The organism is Microbacterium terrae (assembly GCF_017831975.1).
GTDB classification, from domain to species: domain Bacteria; phylum Actinomycetota; class Actinomycetes; order Actinomycetales; family Microbacteriaceae; genus Microbacterium; species Microbacterium terrae.
This window is the reverse complement of sequence record NZ_JAFDSS010000001.1, coordinates 964,815-980,334: the sequence shown is the minus strand read 5'-3', so window position 1 is coordinate 980,334 and position 15,520 is coordinate 964,815. Positions and strand designations below refer to the sequence as shown.

Sequence of the window (15,520 nt, the reverse complement as noted above, 5' to 3'; positions counted from 1 at the left end):
CGACCCGTGAGCCGCTCTCGGCCGGTCACGGCACGCGTCAGGATCCTTGCAGCGATCCTCGCCGTGGCGTGCGTCGGACTCTCGATCGTCGGCAGTGTGACGTTCATCGTGCAGCGCGAGCAGGTGCTCACCGAGATCGATCAGCGGCTCGGCGCCCAGGTCGCCCGCCTCGTCACTGTTGCGACGCCGACGCCCAGTCCGGCGCCGACGACCGAGGGCGAAGAGCCGGAGATCGCTGTGGATCCGCTCGCCGTGGGCGACTACGACGACCTCGAGGAGTACCTCACCGCAGCGGTGGCACGTCTGGTGCCTGCCCGCAACGAGGGTGCCGTGGCGGTGATCGACGGTGTCGCCCGGTACCGGCCCTCGACGCTGTCGGGATTCGACATCTCGGCCAACCGCACGCTCATCGACCGCGCCGTCGCCGAGACGACCGGCGGTGACACGGTCAGAGGCACCGTCGTCACCGACACCGGGGCGCTCCGGTACGTCGCCATCCCGGTGACGGTGGAGGGCGACGATCGCAGCGGCCTGTACATCCGCGCCGTCGACCTCGGGGCCGAGCTCGACTCGGTCACCACGGCGATGGCCACCTTCAGCATCGCCGCGATCGCAGTCATCGTCGCCATCGGCGTGGTCGGATGGTTCGTCACCGGTCGGCTCCTCTCCCCCATCCGCCACATGCGCGAGACCGCCGACGCGATCGCGATCACCGACCTGTCGATGAGACTGCCCGCCGGGGGCACCGACGACATCGCCGACTTGTCCCGCACGGTCAACTCGATGCTCGACCGCATCGAGGGGACCGTCGACGTGCAGCGCCAGCTGCTCGACGATGTGCGCCACGAGCTCAAGACGCCCATCACGATCGTGCGCGGTCACCTCGAGCTCATGGACCCGAAGGATGCCGTCGACGTCGCGACGACGCGTGAGATCGGCATCTCCGAGCTCGATCGCCTCGCCCGGCTCGTCGAAGACATCGACCTCCTCGCCGCGGCCGAGGGCGACTCGTACGTGATGCGCGACGTCGACCTCGCCGCCCTCACCAGCCGGGTCGCCGAACTCGTGGCAGTGATTCCGGGGCACACCTGGAGCATCGAGTCGCACGCCGGCGGCATCGTCCACGGCGATCAGGACCGGCTGCTGCAGGCATGGCTCCAGCTCGCGGACAACGCCGCGAAGTACACGCCCGAGGGAACGCCCATCGAGGTCGGCAGCTCGCACGATGCCGCCGGGACCCGCCTCTGGGTGCGCGACCACGGCCCCGGCATCCCGCCCGCCGCGCGCCGGCGCATCTTCCGCCGGTTCGACCGCGCCGGCGGCAAGCGCGTCGTGGGCGGCTCGGGGCTGGGGCTGGCGATCGTCGAGGCGATCACCACCTCGCACGGCGGCACCTGCACCGTCACCGACACCCGCGGTGGCGGAGCCACCTTCACCATCCATCTGCCCCCGAGCAGGGCGGAGCTTCCGGCTCCGGTGCGCGCGGGCGATGTGGTCCTACAGCGTGAGGCATCCGGATGACCACGATTCTGATCGTCGAAGACGAACCGCGCATCGCGTCGTTCGTCAGCCGTGGACTGGAGTCCGCCGGCTACGCCACCCTCCTCATCGAGGACGGCGCCGACGCGCTCGAGCTCGCGCTGCGCGGCGACGCCGACCTCATGCTGCTCGACGTGGGTCTCCCCACCATGGACGGCTTCGAGGTGCTGCGCGCCCTGCGGTCACGGGGATCCGCGATGCCGGTCATCATGCTCACGGCGCGCTCGAGCACGCGCGACACCGTCGACGGGCTCGATGCCGGGGCGAACGACTACGTCCCCAAGCCCTTCACGTTCGAGGAGCTGCTCGCCCGGGTGCGGTCGCGCCTGCGCGAGAGCGTCCCCTCGGCGGGAGTCTCGGTCGCCCACGACGACGTCGTCCTCGACATCCTCGCGCGCCGCGCGAGCGTCGCCGGGCGCGAGGTCGAGCTGTCCGCCCGGGAGTTCGCCCTCGCCGAGCAGTTCCTCCGCAATCCCGGCAGGGTGCTCACCCGCGAGCAGCTGCTCAGCAGCGTCTGGGGCCTCGAGTTCGATCCGGGCTCGAACGTCGTCGACGTGTACGTGCGATACCTGCGCGGCAAGCTCGGCACCGAGCACATCGTGACCGTGCGCGGCGCGGGCTACCGCTGGGAGTGAGCCTGCGGGCCTCGGCAGCGCACGCCGCCTCCTGCGGTGTGCGGCCCCCGGCGTGCTGGGGGACACCGGGGGCCGCACGGCCGGCGTTGAACGCCGGCCCTTCAATCGCGACGGTCTGGGGAATCGCGCGATCGGTCTGAGGACTTCTTCTCCGACGAGGACTTCTTCTCCGACGAGGACTTCTTCTCCGAAGAGGAGTCCTCCTCCGACGACAGGTCCTCCTCCGACGACAGGTCCGCCTCGGACGAGGGCTTCTGCGCGCCCGCGTCGTCGCCTCGGTCGTCCTGCTTCGCGTGGTGCCGGGCGATCCACTCGTCGATGCGATCGCTCGACCAGCCGTGCCTCTCGGCCCAGTCCCGCACGGCATCCCATCTTCCGGCGACCAGGGATTCGCCCAGCTTCTCCTCGATGCTCTTCCCCGCAGGAGCGGTCCCCTCGCCGATCGTCTCGGCCGGGGGTGCGGGCACGGTCTCGAGCTCGCCCACCTCGCCCGCGTGCGACGCGCGATCTTCGGCGGGGGCGACATCGACCGGAGCGGCCGGCGCCGTCTCGTCGGGAGCGGGCGTCGTGGTGGCCTCGGACCCGGGGGCGACGTCGGGAGTCGATTCCCCCTCGGCGTCCGCCTCCGCGGCGTCGGACTCGGGCTCGGGCTCTGCCATGAGGTCCGGTGAGGTGGGATGCGGCGCCGCCGAAGCGACGACGATCCCGGCGGTGGTCGCGGTACCGGGAGAATCCGCGAGCGCGGCGCTGTTGGTCATCGCCACGGCGCCCACGACGAGGGCGCTCGCCGCGATCGCCGCCAGACCGCCGACGATCAGCCCCGCGCGTTCATCCACCCCGTACCTCTTCCACACCCCGTCGGAAAACGTCTCCCCATCGTGTCACGGCCAGGCCGCACACGCGGAACCGGGTGATGAGACTCCTCTCATCACCCGGTTCGCCGATCATGCGATCAGACCCGGCTCAGGCGAGCTCACCCGCCTCGAGCAGATCCGTCACGAGCGCGGCGATGGCCGAACGCTCGGAGCGGACCAGCGTGACGTGGCCGAAGAGCCCGTGCCCCTTGAGCGTTTCGATGACCGAGGCCACGCCGTCATGACGACCGACGCGCAGGTTGTCACGCTGCCCGACGTCGTGGGTGAGCACCACGCGGGAGTTCTGCCCCATGCGGCTCAGCACCGTCAGCAGGACATTGCGCTCGAGGCTCTGCGCCTCGTCGACGATCACGAACGAATCGTGAAGGGAGCGGCCGCGGATGTGCGTGAGGGGCATCACCTCGAGCATCCCCCGTTCCACGACCTCCTCGAGCACGTTCGACGACACGACCGAGCCGAGCGTGTCGAACACCGCCTGACCCCAGGGGTTCATCTTCTCCTGCTGGTCGCCCGGCAGGTATCCGAGTTCCTGGCCGCCCACCGCGAACAGCGGGCGGAACACGATGATCTTCTTCTGCTGCTGACGCTCGAGCACCGCCTCGAGGCCCGCGCACAGCGCGAGCGCCGACTTGCCGGTGCCCGCCCGACCGCCGAGCGAGACGATCCCGACGTCGGGGTCGAGGAGCAGGTCGATCGCGATGCGCTGCTCGGCCGACCGGCCGTGCAGACCGAAGACCTCGCGGTCGCCGCGCACCAGCCGATACTCGCCGTCGCCGGTCACCCGGCCGAGGGCCGAGCCGCGCTCGGAGTGGATGATCAGTCCGGTGTTGACCGGCATCCCCACCACGTCGTCGCTCGAGGCGACCTCGCTCTCGTAGAGGTCGCTCATCTCGTCGCCGCCGACGCTGATGGCGGCGATCCCCGTCCAGCCGGAATCCACCGCCTGCTCGGCCAGGTACTCCTCGGCGACGATGCCGAGGGATGCCGCCTTCACACGCATCGGCAGATCCTTCGAGACGACCGTGACCTCCTGGCCGTCGTTCGCGAGGTTCATCGCCACGGCCAGGATGCGGCTGTCGTTGTCACCCAGGCGCATGCCCGACGGGAGCGCGGACGGGTCGGTGTTGTTCAACTCGACCCGAAGGGTGCCGTCGTCGCCGACCGGAACCGGGAAGTCGAGTCGCCCGTGTTCGACGCGCAGTTCGTCGAGGTGGCGCAGTGCCTGCCTCGCGAAATAGCCGATCTCGGGGTCGTGGCGCTTTCCCTCGAGCTCCGTGATCACCACGACGGGGATCACGACATTGTGCTCGGCGAAGCGGAAGAACGCCCGCGGATCACTCAGCAGCACGGAGGTGTCGAGCACGTAGGTGCGCAGATCCTGCGCGAGTGCCTCCCCCTGCTCCCCCTGCTGACTGCGCTGCTTCTGTGGTGCTCGTGTGGTCACAACCCACTCCCGCCCCGGGTGCAATTCCCGGCAGTCTCGAGTCGACCAGGGGGTCACGAGTCGCGATCCGTGAGGCCGACTCGAACGGGCGCCTTGCCCGTTGACATGACCGTACGACTGCCGCCCGGTCGAACGCGACGCCGACACGCGGATGTGCGGTTACGGTCGGGTTAACTCCACCGACACGCCGGTCGACGGCGCCTCACGGAATGAACGCGTCGACCGTCACCACACCCGCGACGACGAGAACGCCGCGAGCGCGTCGCCGAACAGGCGCAGGGTGTCGGCGCCGGTTCCGACATGCGGCGAGATGCGCACCTGGCCGGCGCGCACCGTGACGGCGAGGCCGTTGTTGTCGAGCGCGGCCGCCAGAGGACCGGCGTCCTGCGGCGCCGGTGCGAGGGTGACGATGCCGGCCCGCTGCTCGGGCTCGCGGGGCGTGATCACCGGCACCTCGTATCGATCGGCGAAGAACATCACGTCGCGCGCGCGGTCGGAGAGTTCGCGTTCGATGACGTCGACGCCCACGTCGCTGACCTCGCGGAGGGCGATCGCCAGACGCGCGACGGCGAGGATGTCGGGACCGGAGACGGTGAACGCGTCGGCGCCGGGGGCGGGTGCGGGAACGGCGTCGAGCGGCAGATCGCCACCGACCCCCGCGAATCCGGACAGCACCGGGGCGATGCGCTCGAGCGCGTGCTCGCTGAACCAGGCGAATCCCGTCCCGCGGCCGGCGCGCAGCCACTTGTAGCCGTTGCCGCACACCACATCGGCGGCGGTGTAGTCGGCCTGAACTGTGCCGAAGCCCTGGATCGCATCGACGATGAGGAGGCGATCGCCGATCACGTCGCGGATGGCGGAGAGGTCCGCGCGGAAGCCGGTGCGGAAGTCGACGAGGCTGACCGCCACCGCGCGGGTGTCGTCGGTCAGCGCGTCGCGCACCGCGTCAGGGGTGACGAACCCGCCGGCTGGTTCGATCCACTGCAGATCGATCGATCCGAGCGCATCGGCAGCCCGGGTGGCCGCGACGGTGAGGCTCGGGAACTCGCCCCGCGCGAGCATCATGCCGCCGGCGAGACCGTAGATCGCCTGCATCAGCCCGTACGTGGTCGACGGCTGGAGCACGACCTGCGACTCGTCGCCGCCGATCAGACCCGCGATGAGCTCTTTCGCGTCGCGCACGTGGTCGGCGACGAGATTCACGCTCGAGCGCCGCCCGGTGCCGAGCAGCTCGGTGTCTGCCTGGGCCTCGGCCCGCACCGACGGCGACAGCGGGCCGAACGCGGCCCAGTCGAGGTATCCGGGTTCCCCGTCGAAGGTCTCCAGGTACGCATCCAGATCCATCACGGTCACATTCTGGCACGCGGCCGCGGCGCGTGTGTGACCGTTCTCAGCCGCCGAATCGACGGTCGCGGCGCGTGTAATCGCGGATCGCGCGAAGGAAGTCGACCTCGCGGAGGTCGGGGCCGAGCGCTTCGACGAAATAGAACTCGGAGTGGGCCGACTGCCAGAGCAGGAAGTCGCTCAGCCGCTGCTCGCCCGAGGTGCGGATGACGAGATCCGGGTCAGGCTGTCCTCCGGTGTAGAGGTGCTCGCCGATCTGCTCGGGGGTCAGGCTGGCAGCCAGCTCCTCGAGCGAGCCGCCCTCGCGCTCGTGCTGCGCGATGATGCTCCGCACCGCGTCGACGATCTCGCCCCGGCCGCCGTACCCGACCGCCAGATTCACATGGAGCCCGGTGTGATCGCGGGTGCGCTCCTGCGCGTCGGCGAGCACGCGCGCGAGCTCCGCCGGCAGCTGGTCGGCGCGGCCTACGTGCTTGACGCGCCAATCGCGTTCGCGCGAGAGGCCGTCGGCGAGCTCGGCGATGATCTCGAGCAGGTCGGCGAGCTCCTGCGAGTCGCGCTTGCGCAGATTGTCGTTCGACAGCAGGTAGAGCGATACGACGCGGACGCCGACGTCGTCGCACCAGCCGAGGAACTCCTGCATCTTCGCGGCGCCGGCCCGGTGGCCATGGGCGGCCGAGTCGAATCCGAGCTGCCGCGCCCAGCGCCTGTTGCCGTCGATCATCATCGCGACGTGGTGCGGCACGCGCTCGGCGACGAGACTGCGCCGGATGCGGTTGATGTAGAGGCGGTAGAGCGGCCCACGCCCCTCGTTCGTCGCTTCTCGCACCACACGCCTACGCTATCGCGCCGACGCCGCCCACGCTGGGCGAGTGCCGAGCGGCATCCCGCCCCCGCACCGACAGCACCAAGGCGATACCGAGTTCCACCATGTGCGGGACCGAGTATGTGCTCCCCCCGGTGTGCACCACCCCCTACCCTGGGACGATGAGCCGCCGCACTCCCACCCCCCGCGTTCCCGAGGTCCCCGTGCTGCCGCTCATGGACGCTGCAGACGTCGACGCCGCGACCCCCGAGATCAAGCCCAGCTGGCGCGGCTGGATCCACGCCGCGACCTTCCCGGTCGCCATCGCCGCGGGCATCGTGCTCATCGTCCTCGCACAGGGCCCCGCAGCGAAGTGGTCGTGCGCGGTCTTCATGGCGACGTCGCTGCTCCTCTTCGGCAACTCCGCGCTGTATCACCGGTTCAACTGGAAGCCCCGCACGAAGGCGGTGCTCAAGCGCATCGACCACGCGAACATCGTGCTGCTGATCGCCGGCACCTACACGCCGCTGGCAGTCCTCGCCCTTCCCACGCAGCAGTCGATCATCCTGCTGTCGATCGTCTGGGGCGGCGCGATCCTCGGGATCCTGTTCCGCGTGTTCTGGATCAACGCACCACGCTGGCTGTACGTCGCGCTGTATCTCGCGCTCGGCTGGGCCGCTGTGATGTACGTCGTCCCACTCACCCAGGCGAGTGCGGTGATGATGCTGCTCGTCGCGATCGGCGGCATCCTTTACACCGTGGGCGCGGTCGTCTATGCACTGAAGCGACCGAACCCGTGGCCCGGGCACTTCGGATTCCACGAGATCTTCCACGTGTGCACGGTCCTCGCGTTCCTGTGCCACTGGACCGCGTGCCTCATCATCGCGATGAACCCCGCGTTCCACGGGGCCTGAGCCGGGTCGATCGTGCTCAGCGGCGCCCGTCGGCCGCGTCGTCGTCGCGGGGGGCTGCGTCGTCGGGGCGATCGACGTCGGCCGACCCGCCTGCGGCCAGAGCCGCCTCCTCGGCGTCGAGCTCGGCGCGGATGTCGTCGCGCACGCTCACGCGGCGGATGCGGCGCACCATGTCGCCCACGAGCAGGATCACCACGATCGCCAGCAGCGCGATCACCGCGAACCCCCACGGTCCCGGCGTCACGGTGGTCGGGTCGACGGGCGTCGGGGTGGGCGTGGGCGTGACTGCTGCGAGCAGGGCGAGCATGCGGACCTCTTCTGCCGTCTCGGCGATGTCGGCACGTGCGGGCGCGGGTCGCCGAGCGCGTAACCTGGTGGTTCCAGCCTAATCTTCCGACGGAACCACCATGACGACCCAGGACATGCTCGACGACCGCTACGGACGCCGTCGCTCCCCCGGCAGGACGTGGGCGATCATCGGCGGAGCCGTCGTGGGAGTCGCTCTCCTGGGGTTCGTGGCGTGGGGCGTCGTGGCCGACTCCGTCGAGGCTGTGGATGCCGACACCACGGGCTTCGCCGTGGTCGACCAGCACTCCGTCACAGTCAACTTCCAGTTCACCGCACCGACCGGCCGCAGCGTCGCCTGTGCCATCGAGGCGCAGGACGTCGAGCACGGTGTGGTCGGCTGGAAGGTCGTCGAGTTCGCGGCATCCGAGGACCACGCCCGCGCATTCCGCGAGACGATCCCGACCACCGCCGAGGCCACCACAGGTTTTGTCAACGCCTGCTGGGTGACGTAGTCTGGCCGCACGCAGTCATCCGCGCCCCGGCCGTCGCCGGGGCGTTTGACATATGACCGCCCCGCCGACCGAAGGAGTCTGACGTGTCCAGCGATGCCCCGGTGACCTTCCTCACCCAGGATGCCTACGACCGCCTCGCCGCAGAGCTCGAGGCCCTGTCGACGACGGGTCGCGAAGAGATCGCCAAGCGCATCGAGGCCGCACGCGAAGAGGGCGACCTCAAGGAGAACGGCGGCTACCACGCCGCCAAGGACGAGCAGGGCAAGCAGGAGGCCCGCATCCGCACCCTCCAGCACCTGCTCAAGACCGCGACCGTCAGCGAAGCTCCCGAGAGCACGGGCGTCGTCGAGCCGGGCACCGTCGTCACGGCGATCGTCGCCGGCGGCGAAGAGGTGTTCCTCCTCGGCAACCGCGAGATCGCGGTCGGCTCCGAGCTCGACGTCTACAGCGAGGCGTCGCCGCTCGGCGCCGCCATCCTCGGCCTGAGCGAAGGCGACAGCGCGACCTACACCGCCCCCAACGGGCGCGAGATCGCGGTCGAGGTCGTCAAGGTCGAGACCTACAACGGTCAGTGACCCCGTGCGGGCCCGCGGCGCGGGCCTGCGCACCCACCTCTAGTCGAGGACGACGGTCGGGGTGAAGCCCGCCTGCTCGAGCACGGAGATCACGTGCGCGCGATGGTCCTCGCCGCGCGTCTCCACGCTCAGCTGCAGGATCACCTCGCTGATCTGCAGCCCCTGTCCGTGACGGGTGTGCATGACCTCGATCACGTTGGCACCGGCGACGGCGAGCAGCTCCGAGACACGCGCGAGCTGGCCGGGACGATCGGGCAGCGGGATCCGCAGCGTCATGTAGCGACCGGATGCCGCGAGCCCGTGGGCCACCACGCGCTGCAGCAGCAGTGGGTCGATGTTGCCGCCCGAGAGCACGGTGACCGTGGTGCCGGAGGCGGGCACCTTGCCGGCGAGGATCGCGGCGACGCCCACGGCGCCGGCCGGCTCGACGACCTGCTTCGCCCGCTCGAGGAGCACCAGCAGCGCCCGGGCGATGTCGTCCTCGGTCACCGTGACGACGTCGTCGACCAGGTCGCTGATCATCTCGAAGGGGAGGTCTCCGGGTCGCGCCACGGCGATGCCGTCGGCGATCGTCGGCGTCGTTGCCACCTCGAGCGGACGGCCCGCGGCGAGTGACGACGGGTACGCGGCTGAGTTCTCGGCCTGCACGCCGATGATGCGCACCGTGCGACCCTGCTGGGCCGCCCGGGCCTTGACCGCCGCCGCGACGCCGGCGATCAGTCCGCCGCCGCCGATGCCGAGCACCACGGTGTCGAGGTCGGGGATGTCGTCCATCAGCTCGAGCCCGAGCGTGCCCTGCCCCGCGATCACGTCGGGGTGGTCGAACGGGTGGATGAAGACTGCGCCGGTGCGCTCGGCGAACTCCGCCGCGAGGCGCAGCGGAGTCTCGACAGTGGCGCCCTCGAGGATCACCTCCGCGCCGTAGCCGCGGGTCGCCAGGAGCTTCGGGACCGGCACGCCGAGGGGCATGAAGATCGTCGCGGGGATGCCGAGCGTCTGCGCCGCGAGCGCCACGCCCTGCGCGTGGTTGCCCGCCGATGCCGCCACGACCCCGCGCGCCCGCTCTTCGGCGCTGAGGCGCGACAGCCGGTACGCCGCCCCGCGGATCTTGAAGGATCCGGTGCGCTGCAGGTTCTCGAGCTTCAGGTGCACCGGCGCGCCGAGGACGTCGGTCAGATGCAGCGACAGGTCGACCGGCGTCCGGGCGATGAGGCCGTCGAGCGCCGCTCGTGCGTCTTCGATGGCCGCGAGATCCGGCGGCGTCTGATGCACGGTGGAAGGGGTGGTCACGTTGTGCGCCTCCTCGGGCGGGGTACGGTGCTCCAGATCATGTCGCCGCGGGGGCTTTCGCCGGTCTCCCACGCGCGCTGACCGACGTAGATCGCGACGACGTTGACGAACGCGGCGAGCGGAACGGCGAAGAGGGCACCCGGGATGCCGGCGATGAGCGTTCCCCCGGCGACGACGAGCACGATGGCGAGCGGGTGCACCTTCACCGCCGAGCCCATCAGCAGCGGCTGCAGGATGTGCCCCTCGATCTGCTGCACGGCGAGCACCACCACCAGCATCCACAGCGCGATCCACGGCCCGTTGTACACGAGGGCGAGGAACACGGCGACCGCGCCGGTGACGACGGCTCCGACGATGGGCACGAACGCGCCGAGGAAGACCAGCACCGCGATCGGGATGGCCAGGGGCACGCCGAGGAAGAAGGCTCCGATGCCGATGCCGATCGCGTCGATCGTGGCCACCAGCAGCTGCGTGCGGGCGTAGTTGACGACGGTGATGAAGCCCGCGTGACCGGCGCCGTCGGCGGCGGGGCGCGCCCGGCGGGGGAAGAGCCGCAGCGCCCAGCGCCACACACCGGCGCCGTCGGCCAGGAGGCACAGCAGGATGAACAGCGACAGCACGATGCCGGTGGCGATGTGGCCCACGGTGCTGCCGAGGGCGAGGGCGCCGTTCCACAGGAGGTCCGCCTGCTGTTGCAGGAAGCTGACGCCCTGGTCGAGCATGCCGTCGATCTGCTCCTCGGTGAGGTGCAGCGGCCCGTCGATGAGGTACTGGCGGAACTGGTCGAGCGCGGCGACCGTGCTCGCCTGCACGGAGTCCCACTGCAGGGTGATCTGCCAGACGGCGAGCCACATCAGCCCCGTGACGATCGCGAGGGTGCCGACCACCGAGATGACGATCGCGAGCCAGCGGGGCACCCGGCTGCGGAGCATCCAGGTGAACGCCGGCCAGAGCAGGGCGGTGACGAGGATCGCGACGAGGAGGGGGATGACGAGCAGCTTCAGCTCGATGACGAGCCAGACCGCGAGTCCGATCGCTGCCGCGACGAACAGGATGCGCCACGAGTACGCGGCGGCGATGCTGAGCCCCCGCGGGACGACGTCGGACACATCGCTGGACACGACCCGCCGACGGTCACGGATCGCGTCGAACAGCGAGCCGCGAGGCTTGTCGTCGGAGCCGCTCATCCCGTCAGTCTAGGCGCGTCGCATGCCGCGAGGTTCATGCGTCCGCGCGCGCACCGGCCGCTCCCGGGGCCGCTGTCGGCGGTCGCGGCTACGCTGACGCGCGTGAAGTCATCGCTCAGCGCCGCCGAGGCCCGACGCATCGCGCTGGCCGCCCAGGGGTTCGGCAGACCGCGCCCGGTCGCGCCGGGCACCCGACAGCTCAACCTCGCGCTCGCACGCATGGCGACCCTGCAGATCGACTCGGTCAACGTGTTCGCGCGCTCGCACTACATGCCCCTGTTCTCGCGGCTGGGGCCGTACGACACGACAGCGCTCGACCGACTCCTGTTCGCGCGGCGGCCGGCGTACGTCGAGTACCTCGCGCACGTCGCCGCGTTCATCCCCGCGGCCGACTGGTCGCTGTTCGCCTTCCGCATGGATGACATGCGGGCGAAGTACGGTGCCGCCGGTGACGGGTGGTACGCGCGCAACCGGTCGATCGTCGACTGGGTGCGCTCCGAGCTCGCCGACCGCGGGCCGCTGCGTCCCGCGCAGATCGAGCACGACGCCAAGAAGGCGGCGCGCGGTCCGTGGTGGGACTGGGACGTCGTGAAGCAGGCGCTCGAGCACCTCTGGATGTTCGGCGACGTCGCGATCGCCGGCCGGCGCGGCTTCGAGCGGCGGTACGGACTCGCCGAGCACGTGATCGCCCCCGAGGTGCTGCAGACCCGGATCGACCGTGGCGATGCCGTGCGCGAGCTCGTCCGACGGGCATCCGTCGCCTACGGGGTCGCCACCGCCTCGGATCTCGCCGACTACTGGCGGCTGCGCGACCGACCGGCGGTGATGACCGCTGTGGCCGAGCTGACCGACGCGGGCGAGCTCCAGCCGGTCCGGGTCGAGGGATGGATGCAGGCGGGGCGACCGGCAGCCGCCTGGGTGCATCGCGATGCGGCGCTCCCCCGGCGCATCGACGCGGCTGCGCTGCTCACGCCGTTCGACCCCGTGGTGTGGTTCCGCGATCGCGCAGAGCGCCTGTTCGACTTCTCGTACCGCATCGAGATCTACACGCCGCCGCCGAAGCGCCGGTTCGGGTACTACTCGCTCCCGGTGCTCGTCGACGACGAGCTGGTCGGCCGTGTCGACCTCAAGGCCGACCGTGCCGCCGGCACACTGCTCGTGCAGTCGGCGTGGTGGGAGCAGGGGAAGACCGGGGATGCCGCGGGGCGCGTCGCCGACGAGCTGCGGGCAGCCGCGCGGTGGCAAGGGCTCGAGAGCATCTCGGTGTCTCGCTGGGGAGACGCCGTCGACGACCTCGCGGCTGCCCTCCCCGGGGCCGCGCGCCACGACGCGCGCGCGGCGGCCCAGGCACCGGTCGCCGTCACCGCTGCCGGGGCGCCCGCTACCGTGGAGGGGTGAACCGCGCAGCCGTCATCGGGATCGCCGTCGCGGCGGTCGCGCTGGTCGGTGTCGGTGTCGGCGTCGGCGTCGCGGTGTCGCTGCAGCAGAGGCCCGGCCCCGAGGCTGTGGCGTCACAGTACGTGAGCGCACTCGCGGCCGGCGACGCCGCAGCCGTGGGAGGCCTCCTCGCGGCGGGTGACGACGAAGAGCAGCTGCTCGCAGCCTTCGGCGGGGCGGACTCATACCTGAGCGCCGCCGACCCGGTCGACGTGGCGATCGACGACGACACCGCGCACGCGTCGGCCCGTGCAGAGCTCGACGGCGCCCTGGTGGAGCTCACCTTCACGCTCACGCGGACGCCCACCGGCTGGCAGGTCACCGAGGACTTCGCCGTCATGGTCTCCGTCGTCACGCCGCTCGGTGACAGCGTCGGCATCGGCGGCGAGCTCGTGGCTGTCGGCACCGACATCCCCCTCCTTCCGGCTGTCTACGCGGTTACAACCGAACCCGCGGCGTTCCTCGACGGAAGCGCACGGGTGGCGGCAGCAGCGGAGCCCGTCGAGGTGGAGCTCGACGCATCCGTCTCGGGCGACGCGGTCCCCGCCGCACAGGAGCAGCTCGACGCCTACGCGGAGGAGTGCACCGCGGACGCGACCGCGGTGCCGGAGAACTGCGGCATCCGCATCCCGTGGGCCGCCGACCTCGCCGAGCTCGACACCGTCGCGTTCGCCGTCGACACGCTGCCCGTCGTGACCATCGACGACGACGGTGCCGGCTTCGTCGCGAGCGGCGGCGTCGTCGTCGCCACGGCGACGGGGACGACCCGAGACGGTGCACGCGGCACGTTCCACTACCGGACCGACGACTGGACGCTGCGCGGCGACGTCGACTTCACCGGGCAGTCGATGGTGCTGTCGGTCCGCTCATCCGCCATCGGCCGGATGTCACGCGCCGGGTGTCACCCGCCGGGCTGCAGCTGCACCTCGAGTCCCAGCCATCGCGCGAGCTCGCTGATCTCGTCGTCGACGGCTTCGACCACCGCGTCGGCGAACGGCTGGTCCTGGTGCACGGCGAACACCTTCAGCACGCCGCTCTTGCGGTCGGCCTTCGCATCGAGCTTGCCGACGAAGCGGTCGCCGTGCAGGATCGGCAGCGCGAAGTAGCCCCACCGTCGCTTCGCCGCCGGCTTGTACATCTCGAGCAGGTACTCGTACCCGAACAGCTCCTCCAGGCGCTTGCGATCGAACACGATCCGGTCGAACGGCGAGAGGAGCGCCGTCCGCGGTGCGAACGACGCGGCGCGCTCGACGGTCTCGGGGTCGACACGCCACACTCCGGGCACACCCTCGACCCGGGCCTCCTCCCCCACCGACCCGACGTCGATCGGCTCGATCGGCTGGGCGACACTGCGCGGGCGGGCGATGCCGAGCGACCCCAATCGACGAACGGCACGCTCCCTCGCAGCATCCTCGGGAGCGATCTCGGCCAGACCCGCCGGGTACACCCGCTCGGCGAGGTCGAAGCTGCGGCCGGCGGCGTCCCTCGCCGAGATCGCCACGTCGCCTCGGAGCACGAGCATCTCGAGCATCTGGAGCACGTTGCGATTGTTCGTCCACCCCGACGACCGCCACGACACCGCCGCGGTGTCGTCGATGTCGGTGGGCCGGAGCGGTCCGTCGGCGCGCAGGCGCGCCATCACCTCGCCTCGGAACCGATCGTTCGCCGCGAGCCACTCCCGCGCCTCGCGCGACTGCGGGCGGACCGCCATCTCGTGACGCAGCAGCGGAAGGTCGGCCATCGTGCGATAGAAGCCGCCCCACTCGAACAGCGCGCGGTCGTCTTCGACCAGCCGCGTGAGGTCGGCCGGTTGATAGGGCCACCCGAGCCGCGTCCACAGGATGAGATCGGCGCTCGGCGCGATGGCGGCCGTCGGCTCGATGTTCACCACGGTGAGCGCATCGACAGCCTCGACGATCCCCGCCGGACGTTCGGCCGACAGCAGCTGCGCGGTCAGCGCGACGCGGCGGGCGAGCTCCGGCGAAAGGGTGATCACCATGCCGTGAGGCTAACGGGCGCGTCCGACACTCGCCGCAGCGCCGCACCGCCCGCGGCGATGGCCGCCGAGCTCAGAACTGGACGCGCGGGGGCTCCGAGATCGCGGCGCCGTCGACGACCTCGAAGAACTCGCGCTCGTGGAAGCCGAGGTTGCGGGCGAACATGTTGTTCGGGAAGACCTTGATCTTCGTGTTGAGCTCGCGCACACCGCCGTTGTAGAAGCGGCGCGAAGCCTGGATCTTGTCTTCCGTGTCGACGATCGACTGCTGGAGCTGGAGGAAGTTCTGGCTCGCCTGCAGTTGGGGATACGCCTCCGCCACCGCGAACAGCGACCGCAGCGCCTGCTGCATGTGGCCCTCGGCGACTCCTGCGTCGCCGGGCGTCGTCGCCTGCAGCGTCTCCGCGCGGGCGCGGGTCACGTTCTCGAAGACGGCCTTCTCGTGGGCGGCATAGCCCTTCACCGATTCGATGAGGTTCGGAAGGAGGTCTGCCCGGCGCTTCAGCTGCACCGTGATGTCGCTCCAGGCCTCATCGACCCGCACGTTCAGCTGCACCAGGGAGTTGTACGTCGCCCAGAGATACACGCCCGCGATGATCACGAGCGCGAGCACGATCAGAACCGGGATGAGCCATTCCATTGCGTGACTTTCGTTCGAGGTGTTTCCTCATCCTAGCGA

The 15,520-nt window shown here is 70.7% G+C and carries 15 protein-coding genes; 6 read left to right on the top strand and 9 right to left on the bottom strand.

The window, feature by feature from the left end; genetic code table 11:
- Positions 1-6: 6 nt before the first annotated feature.
- Together JOD63_RS18175 and JOD63_RS04460 are read left to right on the top strand one after the other, a co-directional pair.
- Positions 7-1,521, top strand: a complete 1,515-nt coding sequence (locus JOD63_RS18175; protein WP_045275731.1) for a sensor histidine kinase — start codon at positions 7-9, stop codon at positions 1,519-1,521.
- On the top strand, positions 1,518-2,174 hold the full coding sequence (locus JOD63_RS04460; protein WP_045275730.1) for a response regulator transcription factor: 657 nt from the start codon (positions 1,518-1,520) through the stop codon (positions 2,172-2,174). The genes JOD63_RS18175 and JOD63_RS04460 overlap by 4 nt, the downstream gene beginning before the upstream one ends.
- 101 nt (positions 2,175-2,275) lie before the next feature.
- Here the strand turns inward: JOD63_RS04460 and JOD63_RS04455 are convergent, their stop codons facing one another.
- From JOD63_RS04455 to JOD63_RS04440, 4 genes are all read right to left on the bottom strand, one after another.
- Complete coding sequence (locus tag JOD63_RS04455; protein WP_045275729.1) at positions 2,276-3,010, bottom strand: hypothetical protein; 735 nt, start codon at positions 3,008-3,010, stop codon at positions 2,276-2,278.
- A gap of 127 nt (positions 3,011-3,137) precedes the next feature.
- On the bottom strand, positions 3,138-4,493 hold the full coding sequence (locus JOD63_RS04450; RefSeq protein WP_045275728.1) for a PhoH family protein: 1,356 nt from the start codon (positions 4,491-4,493) through the stop codon (positions 3,138-3,140).
- A 225-nt stretch (positions 4,494-4,718) separates the two neighbouring features.
- On the bottom strand, positions 4,719-5,837 hold the full coding sequence (locus JOD63_RS04445; RefSeq protein WP_045275727.1) for an aminotransferase class V-fold PLP-dependent enzyme: 1,119 nt from the start codon (positions 5,835-5,837) through the stop codon (positions 4,719-4,721).
- 46 nt (positions 5,838-5,883) lie between these two features.
- Positions 5,884-6,669 (bottom strand): isoprenyl transferase, encoded by a 786-nt coding sequence (locus JOD63_RS04440; protein ID WP_045275726.1) that lies wholly within the window; start codon positions 6,667-6,669, stop codon positions 5,884-5,886.
- 155 nt (positions 6,670-6,824) lie between these two features.
- Between JOD63_RS04440 and trhA the strand changes: the two genes are divergently transcribed.
- Positions 6,825-7,556 carry a PAQR family membrane homeostasis protein TrhA gene (gene trhA / locus JOD63_RS04435; protein WP_045275787.1) on the top strand — a complete coding sequence of 244 codons (732 nt, stop codon included), beginning with the start codon at positions 6,825-6,827 and terminating at the stop codon, positions 7,554-7,556.
- Between the two features lie 16 nt (positions 7,557-7,572).
- Here trhA and JOD63_RS04430 read toward each other — a convergent pair whose 3' ends face one another.
- Positions 7,573-7,863 (bottom strand): hypothetical protein, encoded by a 291-nt coding sequence (locus JOD63_RS04430; RefSeq protein WP_045275725.1) that lies wholly within the window; start codon positions 7,861-7,863, stop codon positions 7,573-7,575.
- Between the two features lie 100 nt (positions 7,864-7,963).
- Between JOD63_RS04430 and JOD63_RS04425 the strand changes: the two genes are divergently transcribed.
- Both JOD63_RS04425 and greA read left to right on the top strand, forming a co-directional pair.
- On the top strand, positions 7,964-8,356 hold the full coding sequence (locus tag JOD63_RS04425; RefSeq protein ID WP_045275724.1) for a DUF4307 domain-containing protein: 393 nt from the start codon (positions 7,964-7,966) through the stop codon (positions 8,354-8,356).
- 83 nt (positions 8,357-8,439) lie between these two features.
- Entirely contained in the window at positions 8,440-8,931 is a 492-nt protein-coding gene (gene greA / locus JOD63_RS04420; protein WP_045275723.1) for a transcription elongation factor GreA, read from the top strand.
- Positions 8,932-8,970: 39 nt separating this feature from the next.
- On the opposite strand, the gene ilvA is transcribed toward greA, so the two are convergent.
- A complete protein-coding gene (ilvA, locus tag JOD63_RS04415) occupies positions 8,971-10,221 on the bottom strand; it encodes a threonine ammonia-lyase (RefSeq protein ID WP_211088044.1) in 1,251 nt (416 codons plus the stop codon).
- The gene (locus JOD63_RS04410) at positions 10,218-11,408 is read right to left on the bottom strand and encodes an AI-2E family transporter (protein WP_045275722.1); all 1,191 of its coding nucleotides are present in this window, start codon (positions 11,406-11,408) and stop codon (positions 10,218-10,220) included. The genes ilvA and JOD63_RS04410 overlap by 4 nt, the downstream gene beginning before the upstream one ends.
- Positions 11,409-11,510: 102 nt before the next feature.
- Here JOD63_RS04410 and JOD63_RS04405 point away from each other — a divergent pair, with 102 nt between their 5' ends.
- Positions 11,511-12,806: a winged helix-turn-helix domain-containing protein gene (locus tag JOD63_RS04405; protein ID WP_169748404.1), complete on the top strand. Its 1,296-nt coding sequence runs from the start codon at positions 11,511-11,513 to the stop codon at positions 12,804-12,806.
- Between the two features lie 940 nt (positions 12,807-13,746).
- Here the strand turns inward: JOD63_RS04405 and JOD63_RS04400 are convergent.
- Both JOD63_RS04400 and JOD63_RS04395 read right to left on the bottom strand, forming a co-directional pair.
- Positions 13,747-14,844, bottom strand: a complete 1,098-nt coding sequence (locus tag JOD63_RS04400; protein ID WP_045275721.1) for a DNA glycosylase AlkZ-like family protein — start codon at positions 14,842-14,844, stop codon at positions 13,747-13,749.
- 70 nt (positions 14,845-14,914) lie between these two features.
- Positions 14,915-15,481 carry a LemA family protein gene (locus tag JOD63_RS04395; RefSeq protein WP_045275720.1) on the bottom strand — a complete coding sequence of 189 codons (567 nt, stop codon included), beginning with the start codon at positions 15,479-15,481 and terminating at the stop codon, positions 14,915-14,917.
- Between the last annotated feature and the right edge of the window lie 39 nt (positions 15,482-15,520).